1 protein-coding gene (running past one end of the window) is annotated in these 12,805 nt (G+C 75.8%); it reads left to right on the top strand.

Translation table 11 applies throughout. The features are described from left to right. Nucleotides 1-12,805 carry the end of a type I polyketide synthase gene (locus MUY14_RS20780; protein ID WP_247024791.1) on the top strand. Its footprint begins 14,762 nt before the window's first position, so the window shows 12,805 of its 27,567 coding nt (coding positions 14,763-27,567); its start codon lies off the left edge, out of view; it ends in the stop codon at nucleotides 12,803-12,805.

Here is a 12,805-nt window from a genome sequence, read left to right as displayed (position 1 = left end):
CGGCGAGGAAGCCGCGTTCACCGAGGCCGCGGCCCGGCTGTTCGTGGCCGGGGTCGACGTCGACTGGCGATCCGCGACGGCTCCCGGCCGGCCGGTGGAGCTGCCCACGTACCCGTTCCAGCGCGAGCGGTTCTGGCCCGCGCCGCGGCCGGTCCGCGCACCGGGGACGAGGGCGCACCCGCTGCTCGACGACGTCGTCGCACTGGCCGGCTCGGACGAACTCGTCCTGACGGGCCTGCTGTCGGTGGCCGCACAGCCGTGGCTGGCGGAGCACGTGGTGGCGGGCACGACCCTCCTGCCGGGGACGGCCCTGGCCGAACTCGCGATCCGCGCGGGCGACGAGTGCGGCTGCCCGCGGCTCGACGAGCTGACGATGGCCGTCCCGCTGGTGGTGCCCGCGCGGGTGCAGGTGCGCGTCGGGGAGCCGGGGGAGGGCGGTGCCCGTGTGGTCGCCATCCACTCGCGACAGTCCGAAGAGGACTCCTGGACCGAGCACGCGACCGGCACCCTGAGCCCGGCGTCGCCTTCTCCCGCTCCCGGCCCGGAGGAGTGGCCGCCCGCGGACACGGAGCCGGTCGCCCTGGAGGACTTCTACGCGGACTTCGCGGCGGACGGCTTCGGGTACGGCCCCCGGTTCCGCGGCCTGCGCACGGCTTGGCGCCGTGGGGGCGAGGTGTTCGCCGAAGTGTCGCTGGACGCCGAGCACCACGAGGAGGCGGCGGAGTTCGGCCTGCACCCGGCCCTGCTGGACGCGGCCCTGCACGCCCTCACTTTGCGCCCCGGCACACCCACCCGGGTGCTCCCGTTCTCGTGGCGAGGCGTGTCCCTGCACGCGTCGGGCGCGGTGGCGCTGCGGGTCCACGTACGCGGCGACGCCCTGTCACTGACGGCCCCCGACGGCACCCCAGTGGCCACGATCGACGCCCTCGACCTGCGAGAACACCGCCCGGCGGCGGCGCAGCGCACGGACGCGTTGTTCACGCTGGACTGGACCCCCGTACCGTCCCCCGCACAGACGCCCTCGGCGCTCCTCTGGGGCGACAACCCGTTCGGGCTCGCGCTGCCCACCACCGCGGACCTCACCGGAGCGCCGCTGGTGGTGACGTGCCTCGCCGGTGAGGCGGACGTCCCGGCTTCAGCGCACGACCTGACTTGCCGGGCACTGGAGCTGGCCCAGCGCTGGGTCGCGGAGTCGGAGACGGGCAAGCTGGTCTTCCTGACCCGCGGCGCAACGGACGGAACGGACATCCCAGCGGCCGCGGCGTGGGGCCTGATCCGCGCGGCGCAGTCTGAGCACCCGGGCCGCTTCGGCCTGGTGGACTTGCCAAGCCAGCAGGTCTCGGCCCCGAAGCTGGCAGCCTCGACCGCGGTCGAGCCGCTGCCGGGCGACGTCGGCGCGGCCGAGCCGCTGCCGGTTTCCGCGGGCGAGCTGCTGGTGGGTGACGTCGGTGCGGCCGAGCCGCTGGCGGTCTCCGCTGGCGAGCCGCAGCCGGGCGACGTGGGTGCGGCCGAGTCCCTGCCGGTCTCCGCGGGTGAGCTGCTGCCGGGCGACCTCGGTGCGGCCGAGCCGCTGCCGGTCCCCACTGGCGATCCGCAGCCGGGCGCCCTCGCCGAGGCCAAACGCCGGCCGGCCGAGCCGCAGCTGGCCAAGCGACAGTCGGGAGACCTTGCCGCGGGCGTTTCCGGCGCAGCCGACCCGCGGCCGACGGACCTTGCCGCGGGCCACCTCGCTTCGGCCGACCCGCGGCCGACGGACCTTGCCGCGGGCCACCTCGCTTCGGCCGACCCGCGGCCGACGGACCTTGCCGCGGGCCACCTCCCCTCGACCGAGCCGCCGTCCGTCTCCGGCGATCTCCTCCTCGCCGCCCTCGCGAGCGAAGAACCCCAGCTCGCCCTCCGCGGCGAAACCCTCCTCGCCGCCCGCCTGACCCCGGCACTTTCACGTGAAAGTGCCGCCTCCTGGGACCCCGACGGCACCGTCCTCATCACCGGCGGCACCGGCGGCCTCGGTGCCGTCATCGCCCGGCACCTGGTCACCGAGCGGGGGACGCGCCGTCTGCTGCTCGTCAGCCGCCGCGGAACCGACAGCCCCGGGGCCACCGAACTGGCGGCCGAACTCACCGAAGCCGGCGCCGAGGTCACCGTCGCCGCCTGTGACGTCGCCGACCGGAACGCGCTCCGACAACTCCTCCACGGCCGAGACGTCACCGCGGTCGTCCACGCCGCCGGGGTTCTCGACGACGCCCTCCTCGCCGACCTCACCCCCGAGCGCCTGGCCGCCGTCCACCGGCCCAAGGCCGAAGCCGCCTGGTACCTGAACGAACTCGTCGGCGAACACACCACCCTCGTCCTCTTCTCCTCCGTCTCCGGCACCCTCGGCCTCCCCGGCCAGGGCAACTACGCCGCCGCCAACGCGTTCCTCGACGCCCTCGCCCGCCACCGCCCGCACACCGTGAGCCTCGCCTGGGGCCCCTGGGTCCCCACCTCCGGCATGACCGCCGACCTCGGCGACAGCGGCGTGAACCGGCTCGCCCGCGCCGGCTACCCGCCGCTCACGATCGAGCAGGGCACCGCGCTCTTCGACGCCGCACTCGCCGACGGCGCGCCCGTGGTGCTGCCCGTCCGCCTGGACAAGGCCGTCCTGCGCCGAAGGGAAGACCTCCCGTACCCCCTGCGCGGCCTCGTGCGTGCCACCGCGCGCCGAGTGGCGGAACGGCGGCTGCGTGGCCGGGCCGAGGCCGCGGTCGTCGTCGCGAACGAGGTCGCGCGCGTCCTCGGCCACCGCGGTACCGAGCGGATCACCCCCGCCAAGTCGTTCTCCGAACTCGGGTTCGACTCGCTCACCGCCGTCGAGCTGCGCAACCGGCTCACCGCCGCCACCGGGCTGCGGCTGCCCGCGACGCTCGTCTTCGACTACCCGACCGTCGGCGCGCTCGCCGACCACCTCGCCGGCGACGCACCGGCCGAAGCGGCACCCACCACGAAGGCCGTCGACGGCGACCCGATCGTCATCGTCGGCATGGCCTGCCGCTACCCGGGTGGGGTCGAATCGCCCGAGGACCTGTGGCGGCTGGTCCGCGCCGGCGGCGACGCCGTCACCGGCTTCCCGGCCGACCGCGGCTGGGACCTCGACGCCCTCTACGACCCCGACCCGGCCCACCCCGGCACGTCCTACACCCGCCACGGCGGTTTCCTGCACGACGCCGCCGACTTCGACGCCGGGTTCTTCGGCATGAGCCCGCGCGAAGCCGTCGCGGCCGACGTCCAGCAACGCTTGCTGCTCGAAACCTCCTGGGCCGCGGTGGAAAGCGCGGGCGTCGACCCGTCGTCGCTGCGCGGCTCCGCCACCGGCGTGTTCGCCGGAGTCATGTACGGCGACTACAGCCGCCTGCTCGACGGCGGCGAAGACGCCGAGGGCTACAAGACCAGCGGCAGCGCGGGCAGCGTCGCCTCCGGCCGGGTCGCTTACACCCTCGGCCTCGAAGGCCCGGCGGTGACCGTGGACACGGCGTGCTCGTCGTCGCTGGTCGCGCTGCACTGGGCCGCGCAGGCCCTGCGCTCCGGGGACTGCGACCTCGCCCTCGCCGGCGGCGTCACGGTGATGTCGACGCCGACCGCGTTCGTCGAGTTCTCCCGCCAGCGCGGCCTCGCGACCGACGGCCGCTGCAAGCCGTTCTCGGACAGCGCGGACGGCGTCGGCTGGTCCGAGGGCGTCGGCATCCTCGTCCTGGAACGGCTTTCCGACGCCGAGCGCCACGGCCACGAGATCCTCGCCGTGGTCAAGGGTTCCGCCGTCAACCAGGACGGCGCGTCCAACGGCCTCACCGCCCCCAACGGGCCGTCGCAGCAACGGGTCATCCGCGCCGCGCTCGCGGGCGCCGGTCTGTCCACTGCGGACGTCGACGTCGTCGAAGCGCACGGCACCGGCACCACCCTCGGCGACCCGATCGAAGCCCAAGCTCTCCTTGCCACCTACGGCCAGGACCGCGAAACGCCGTTGCTGCTGGGGTCGGTGAAGTCGAACCTCGGGCACACGCAAGCCGCGTCCGGCGTCGCCGGGATCATCAAGGTGGTCCAGGCGATGCGCCACGGCGTCGTGCCGCGGACCCTGCACGTCACCGAACCGTCCGGGCACGTCGACTGGACCGCGGGCGCCGTCGAGCTGGCCACCGCGGAAACGGCCTGGCCCGACGCCGGACGTCCGCGCCGGGCCGGCGTGTCGTCGTTCGGGATCAGCGGCACGAACGCCCACGTCATCCTGGAACAGCCCGCGCCGCGCCCGGCACCCGAGCGCTCACCGGCGCCCGAGGTGCCGTGGCTGGTCAGTGCCAAAACGCCGGAAGCACTGAGCACGCAGGCAAAACGACTCGGTGTCCACATCGGACACCACGACCCGCGCGACACCGCGTGGACCCTCGCCCGCGGCCGCGCCCGCTTCGACGAGCGGGCCGTCGTCTTCGGCGAGGACGCACTGACCGCGCTCGCCGAGGGCATCGACCACCCGGACGTCGTCACCGGCGCGCCCGCGCCCGGCAAGACCGCGTTCCTGTTCTCCGGTCAGGGTTCCCAGCGCCTCGGCATGGGCCGCGAGCTGGCCGCGGACCCGGATTTCGCGGCCGCGCTCGACACCGTGCTCGCCGAACTCGACCCGGCGGTCCGCGACGTCATGTGGGGTGACGACGCGGCCGCGCTGGAGCGGACCGAGTACGCCCAGGCGGCGTTGTTCGCCGTCGAAGTCGCGCTGTTCCACACCTTGACCGCGCGGGGCGTCCGCCCGGACTACGTCGCCGGGCACTCGATCGGCGAGCTCGCGGCCGCGCACGTCGCCGGGGTGTTCTCCCTGGCCGACGCGGCCCGGCTGGTCACCGCCCGCGGCCGGCTCATGCAGGCGCTGCCGCCCGGCGGGGCGATGGTCGCCGTGCGGGCCGCCGAGGACGACGTCCGGCCGCTGCTCACCGGCGGGGTCGGCCTCGCCGCCGTCAACGGCCCGCGCTCGGTCGTGCTCTCCGGGCCCGAGGACGCCGTCGCGGCGATCGCGGCGCACTTCGGGGACACCAAAAGGCTTTCGGTCTCGCACGCCTTCCACTCGGCCATGATGGACCCGATGCTCGCCGAGTTCGGCGAAGTCGCGGCCGGCGTGACCTACCGCGAACCCGTGATTCCCGTGGTGGCGAACGGAAGCGTCACCGATCCGGCGTACTGGGTGCGGCAGGTCCGTGACACGGTCCGCTTCGCCGACGCCTTGGGCGCGCTGCGGGCGTGGCACGTCGACAAGTTCGTCGAAGTCGGCCCGGACGCCGTCCTCGCCGGGCTCGCCGCGGACGACGGTGCCGTGGTCGTGCCCTTGCTGCGCCGCGACCGCGACGAACCCCGCACCTTCCGCACCGCGCTCGCCCGCCTCTTCGCGGCCGGCCTGCCGGTCGAGTGGCCCGGCCTCGCCGACGGCCGCGCGGTTCCGTTGCCGGGCTACGCGTTCCAGCACGAACGCTTCTGGCCCGCGCCCCGCCACGGCGCCGGCGACCCCGCGGGACTCGGGCTCGGCGCGACCGGCCACCCGCTGCTCGGCGGCGCGGTCGATCTCGCCGACGGCACCGGCCGCCTGTTCACCGGCCGGCTTTCCCTGGCCGCGCACCCGTGGCTGGCCGACCACACCGTGCTGGGCTCGACCGTCCTGCCCGGCGCGGCCTTCACCGAGCTGGCCCTGACGATGGGTGCCGTGCGTGAGCTGGCCGTCCTCGAACCGCTCGTCATCCCGCCGGACGCGGCCGTGCACCTGCAGGTCCGCGTGGCCGAACCGGGCGCCGACGAGCTGCGCGACTTCGGCGTGTACTCCCGCCCCGAAGGGGGCGACGGTGCCTGGACCCGGCACGCGACCGGTGTCCTCGAACCGGAAACCCCGGCGGTGCGACGGGACGTCACCCTTCCCGAAGCAGCCGAGGTCCTGGACCTCACCGACGCCTACGACCGCCTCGCCGCGCTCGGCCTCGGCTACGGGCCCGCGTTCCAGTGCCTGCGCCGCGCTTGGCGTCACGGCGACGACGTCTTCGCCGAGCTGAGCCTCGGGGACGAGCCGGCCGCGGCGTTCGGGCTGCACCCGGCCCTGCTCGACGCCGCCCTGCACGCGGTCGCGCTCACCGCCGGGCACGACCGGCCGCACGTCCCGTTCAGCTGGCGCGGGGTGCGCCGGTACGCCACGGGCAAGCCGGTCCTGCGCGTCCGCATCACCCCCGCCGGCGAGAACGCTGTTGCGCTGTCCTTTGCGGACATGGATGGCATTCCGGTCGCCGAGGTCGACGCGGTGACGTTCCGGCCCGCGACGGCAACCCGCACTCAGGACGCGCTGTTCCGGCTCGACTGGGTCCCGGCCACCCCGCCCCGCGGCGAGCGGCCGGAGCGGGTCGTCGTCACGGCCGAGGGTCCCGCGCGGGCTCTGGACCTGGTCCGCGACTGGCTCGCCGAGCCCCGCGACGCCGAACTCGTCTTCCACACCACGGGCGCCACCGACGGCACCGACCTCGACGCCGCCGCGGTGTGGGGCCTGGTCCGCGCGGCGCAGGCCGAGCACCCGGGCCGGTTCGCCCTCGTCGACAGCGCCGATCCGGCCGACGTCGCCCTGGTCTCGGGGGAGCCGCAGGCCCGCGTGCGCGACGGCGTCGTCGAAGTCCCGCGGCTCGCGAAGGCGCCCGCCGAACCGGCACCGCTCGGCTGGGACCCCGACGGCACCGTCCTGATCACCGGCGGCACCGGCGGCCTGGGCCGCCTCCTGGCGAAGCACCTGGTCACCGAGCACGGCATGCGCCGCCTCCTGCTGCTCAGCCGCAGCGGACAGGCCGACGTCGCCGAGCTGACCGAGGCCGGGGCCGAGGTGACCGTCGCCGCCTGCGACGTCACCGATCGCGCCGCGCTCGCCGCGGTCCTCGACGGCCACCGCCTGACCGCCGTCGTGCACGCGGCCGGCGTCCTCGACGACGGCACGGTCGAAACGATGACCGGCGAACAGTTCGACCGCGTGTGGCGCCCGAAGGCCGAAGCCGCGTGGCTGCTGCACGAGCTGACCGCGGACCTCGACGGGTTCGTGCTGTTCTCCTCGGTCGCGGGCACGATCGGCGGCGCGGGACAGGCGAACTACGCCGCCGCCAACGCCTACCTCGACGCCCTCGCCGGGCACCGCGCGGCTCGCGGGCTGCCCGCGGTGTCGCTCGCCTGGGGCCCGTGGGCCGGGGTCGGCGGCATGACGGCCGAGCTGAGCGGCGCCGAGGTCGCGCGGATGGCCCGGGCCGGCATCACGGCCCTGACCGCCGAAGACGGCCTCGCCCTGTTCGACGCGGCCGTCGGTGCCGGGACGCCGGCGCTGGTGCCGGTCCGGCTCGCCGCGACCGCGTCCGGCGAGATCGCGGCTCCGCTGCGCGGGCTGGTCCGCGCGAGCACCCGCCGGGCCGCCACCGGCGGGCTCGCCGAGCGGTTGCGCGGACTGCCGGAAGCCGAGCGCCACGACGTCGTCGCCGACGTCGTCACCGCGCAGGTCGCGGCCGTGCTCGGGCACGCCGACCACACGGCCGTCGAGCCGTCCCGCGCGTTCTCCGCGCTGGGCTTCGACTCGCTCACCGGCGTCGAACTGCGCAACCGGCTCGCCACCGCGACCGGCCTGCGGCTGCCCACGACGCTCGTGTTCGACCACCCGAACAGCGCGGCGCTCACCGCGTTCCTGCTGGCCGAGCTGACCGGCGCCGACGCACCGGCCGCCGGGACCCGCCCGGTCCGCGCCCGCGATGACGACCCGATCGTCGTGGTCGGCATGGGCTGCCGCTATCCGGGCGGTGCCGCGTCGCCGGACGAGTTCTGGGACCTGGTCGCCGCCGGGCGCGACGCCGTCGGCCCGTTCCCCGCCGACCGCGGCTGGGACCTGTCCGCGCTCTACGACCCCGACCCCGACCACCCGGGCACGACCTACGCGCGGGCGGGCGGGTTCCTGGCCGGCGCCGCGGACTTCGACGCCGCGTTCTTCGGCATGAGCCCGCGGGAGGCCGTCGCGACCGACGTCCAGCAGCGGCTGCTGCTCGAGACGTCGTGGGAGGCGCTGGAACACGCGGGCATCGACCCGGCGACCTTGCGCGGGTCCGCGACCGGCGTGTTCGCCGGCGTGATGTACAGCGACTACGGCGGCCTGCTCGCCGGCAGCGACTACGAAGGCCAGCAAGGGAACGGCAGCGCGCCGAGCGTCGCATCCGGGCGCGTCGCCTACACGCTCGGCCTGGAAGGCCCGGCGGTCACCGTGGACACGGCGTGCTCGTCGTCGCTGGTGGCGCTGCACTGGGCGAGCCAGGCCCTGCGGTCGGGGGAGTGCACCCTGGCGCTCGCCGGCGGGGTCACCGTGATGGCGACCCCGGCGACGTTCGTCGAATTCGCCCGCCAGCGCGGGCTTTCACCGGACGGGCGCTGCAAGGCGTTCTCCGACGACGCCGACGGCACCGGCTGGGCCGAAGGCGTCGGCCTGCTGGTCCTGGAACGGCAGTCCGACGCGCTCCGCAACGGCCACCGGATCCTCGCCGTGGTCAAGGGTTCCGCGGTCAACCAGGACGGCGCGTCCAACGGGCTCACCGCCCCGAACGGCCCGTCGCAGCAGCGGGTCATCCGCGCCGCGCTCGCGGGTGCCGGTCTGTCCACTCAGGACGTAGACGTCGTCGAGGCGCACGGCACCGGGACCGCGCTGGGTGACCCGATCGAGGCCCAGGCGCTCCTGGCGACCTACGGCCAGGACCGGGAAACCCCGCTGCTGCTGGGCTCGGTGAAGTCGAACATCGGCCACACCCAGGCCGCGGCCGGCGTCGCGGGCATCATCAAGATGATCCAGGCGATGCGGCACGGCGTCGTCCCGGCGAGCCTGCACGCGGGCACGCCATCGTCCCATGTGGACTGGGCGGCAGGCGCGGTCGAGGTCGTCACCGAGAGCCGGGCCTGGCCGTCGGCGGCCCGGCCGCGGCGGGCCGGGATCTCGTCGTTCGGGATCAGCGGCACGAACGCGCACGTGATCATCGAGCAGGCGCCCGAGGTGGCCGCCCCGGCCGAAGAGCTCCACGGACCGGCGATCTGGCCGCTGTCCGCGCGCTCGGCCAAGGCGCTGCGGGCCCACGCGCTCCGCCTGTCGTCCACAGTGGACGATTTGCCCGCCGGTGCGGTCGGCCGGGCGCTGAGCCTGCGCTCACGGTTCGCGCACCGCGCGGTCGTCGTCTCCGAACGTCCCGCCGAAGCGCTGGCCGCCTTCGCCGCCGGCGAACCGTCGCCGGACGTCGTCGACGGCGTGGCCACCGCCGGGCCGACCGCGTTCCTGTTCTCCGGGCAGGGCGCGCAGCGGCCGGGCATGGGCCGCGAGCTGGCCGCGCGCTTCCCGGTCTTCGCCGCCGCCTACGACGACGTCCTCGACCGGCTCGACCCGGCCGTCCGGTCCGCGCTGGCCGGCGAACGCGTGCACCGCACCGAATACACGCAACCGGCGCTGTTCGCCTTCGAGGTCGCCGCGGCGCGGCTGCTCGAGTCGCGGGGCGTGCGCCCGGACTACGTCACCGGGCATTCGGTGGGGGAGATCGCGGCCGCGCACATCGCCGGCGTGCTGACCCTCGACGACGCCTGCGCGCTGGTGTCGGCCCGCGCCCGGCTGATGGGCGCGCTGCCCGAAGGCGGCGTGATGATCGCCGTCCAGGCGGCCGAAACCGACATCCGCCCGCTGCTGGGCGAGGGCGTCGACCTCGCGGCGGTCAACGGGCCGGCGTCGGTGGTGCTGTCCGGCCACGAAGACGCGGTGACCGCCGTCGCGGCCCGGTTCGGCAAGCAGCGCCGGCTGCGCGTCTCGCACGCGTTCCACTCGCTGCTGATGGACCCGATGCTGGCGGAGTTCGGCGAAGTCGTCGCCGGGCTCAGCTTCGCCGAGCCGAAGCTCCCGCTGATCACTTCGGGCGACGTGACCGATCCGGCGTACTGGGTCCGGCACGTGCGCGAAACCGTCCGCTTCGCCGACGCCCTCGAGCGGCTGGCCGGGGTGACCCGGTTCGTCGAGGTCGGGCCGGACGCCGTGCTGGCCGGCCTGGTCGACGTCCCCGACGCGGTCGTCGTCCCGGTCGCCCGCCGCGACCGCGCCGAAGACCGGACGTTCCTGACCGCGCTGGCCCGGCTGCACGTCTCCGGGCTCGACGTCGGCTGGGCCACCGAGGGGCCGCGGGCCGACCTGCCCTCGTACCCGTTCGAGCACCGGCGGTTCTGGCCGCCGGCCCGCCCGGCCGGTGACCGGCGCGGGGGCGGGCACCCGGTGCTCGGCGCGGCCGTCGAGGTCGCCGGGACCGGCACGCTCGTCAGTACCGGCCGCCTGTCGGCGTCCGCGCAGCCGTGGCTGGCCGACCACACCGTCTTCGGCGCGACCCTCGTGCCCGGCACGGCGTTCCTCGAACTGGCCCGCCACGCCGGCACCCAGGCGGGCTGCCCGCGCGTCGACGACCTGACGCTGCTGGCGCCGCTGGTCCTCACCGGCGGGGTCACCGTGCAGGTCGCGGCCGGCGCGCCCGGCGCGAACGGCCACCGCCCGGTGGAGATCCACTCGTGCGGCGACGACGGCACCTGGACCCGGCACGCGACCGGCGTCGTCACCCCGGACGCGGCGCCTGCGTTCGAGGTGGGGGAGTGGCCGCCCGCGGACGCGGTACCGGTCACCGTGGACGGTGCCTACGACGCGCTGGCCGACCGCGGGTTCACCTACGGCCCGGCGTTCCAGGGCCTGAAGGCGCTGTGGCGGCGAGGCGACGAACTGTTCGCCGAAGTCCGCGTCGACGAGGCCGAGGGCTTCGGCCTGCACCCGGCGCTGCTCGACGCCGTCCTGCACGCCCAGCTGGTGGCCGACCCCGGCGCGCCGCCCGCGCTGCCGTTCACCTGGCGCGGCGTGTCCGTCCACCGCCCCGGCGCCGCCGACCTGCGCGTCCGGCTCGCCCCGGCGGGCCCGGACACGATCAGCCTCGCCATCGCCGACACGTCCGGCGCACCGGTGGCGTCGATCGACGGGCTCACCGTGCGCGAAGCCGGGCAGCCGCAGGCCGCGCACCTCTACCGGCTGGACTGGGCGCCGGTCGCGCCCGCACCCGCCGAAGTCGTCGCGGTTTCCGGGTACGCGCTGGACGGACTGGCCGTGGTGCCCGAGTTCGTCGAGGTGGCCGTCCCGTCGGGAGCGGACATCCGCACTGCCACGGCCGACGTGCTGGCGCTCGTGCAGACGTGGCTGGCCGAACCGCGGTTCGCCGCGGCGAAGCTGGTCGTGCGGACCGCCGGCGCGCTCGACGGCGAAGACTTCGCCGCGGCCGCCGTCTGGGGCCTGGTGCGCTCCGCGCAGCAGGAGAACCCGGGCCGGTTCGTGCTCGTCGACTCCGACGGATCCGCGCCGGCGCGGGACTTCCTCGGCGACGGCGAACCGGAACTGTCCATCAAGGACGGTGCCGTCTCGGCCGCGCGCGTCGGCCGGGCCACCCCGGGCGAGCCCGGCACCGAGTGGGACCGCGACCGCGCGGTGCTCGTCACCGGCGGCACCAACGGTCTCGGCGCGCTGGTCGCCCGCCGCCTCGCCGCCGGCGGGCACCGGCACCTGGTCCTGGTCAGCCGGTCCGGCCGCGCCGAACCCGGCCTCCTCGACGACCTCGCCGAGCTCGGTGCCGAAGCCGACGTGCGGGCCTGCGACGTCGGGGACCGCGCGGCGGTCGCGGCGCTGCTCGACGGCCTCGACCTCACCGCCGTCGTGCACGCGGCCGGCGTCCTCGACGACGGCGTCGTCGGCACGCTGACGCCGGAGCGGTTCGACACCGTGCTGCGGCCCAAGGCCGACGGCGCCCGGCACCTGCACGAGCTGACGGCCGGGCGCGACCTCGCCGGGTTCGTGCTGTTCTCCTCGCTGGCGGGTACGTTCGGCGGGGCCGGGCAGGCGAACTACGCGGCCGCGAACGCCGTCCTCGACGCGCTCGCGGTCCACCGGCAGCGCCGCGGCCTGCCCGCGGTGTCGCTGGCGTGGGGACCGTGGACGGCCGAGACCGGCATGACCGCGGCCCTGCCCGAAGCGGAAATCCGGCGGCTGGCCCGCGCCGGCGTCGGGCTCCTCGCCCCCGACGACGGCCTGGCCGCGTTCGACGCCGTGCGCGCGGGCACCGACCCCCTCGTCGTGCCGGTGCACCTCGACCTGCCCGCGCTGCGCGCCCTCGACGACCTCCCGCCGGTGCTGCGCGCTCTCGTCCCGCCGCGGCGGGCCACGGCCCGTCCGGCGGCGGCCGTGCCCGACCTCGCGCCCCGGCTCGCCGGCCTCGGCGCGGCGGAGCGGATCGAGCTGCTGCTGGACGTGGTCGCCGACGCCGTCGCGGTCGTGCTGGAGCACGGCGACCAGGACAGCGTCGGGCCGGACCAGGCGTTCACGGAGCTGGGCTTCGACTCGCTGACCGCGGTCGAGCTGCGCCGCCGTCTCACGGCGGTGACCGGCCTGGCCCTGCCCGCGACACTGGCGTTCGACCAGCCGACCCCCCGCGACCTCGCCGCGCACCTGGCGGAACTGCTCGCCCCGGACGAGAAGCCGGAGCAGGCGATCCTCGCCGACCTGGCCCGGCTGGAGAAGGCGTTGCGGGACACCGCGATCGACCCCGGCGCCCACGAGGAGATCACCGCGCGCCTGGAGCAGGTGCGCGGGGCGTGGAGCGGGCGCGACGACGTCGACGGCGGCTTCGACTTCGACGAGGCCAGCGACGACGAGATGTTCGCGCTCCTGGACGAGAAGCTCGGAGCCGGCGACTGA

It is taken from the genome of Amycolatopsis sp. FBCC-B4732, from assembly GCF_023008405.1.
GTDB lineage: Bacteria > Actinomycetota > Actinomycetes > Mycobacteriales > Pseudonocardiaceae > Amycolatopsis > Amycolatopsis pretoriensis_A.
The sequence above is the reverse complement of the archived record's forward strand: the minus strand, read 5'-3'. Positions and strand labels throughout refer to the sequence as shown.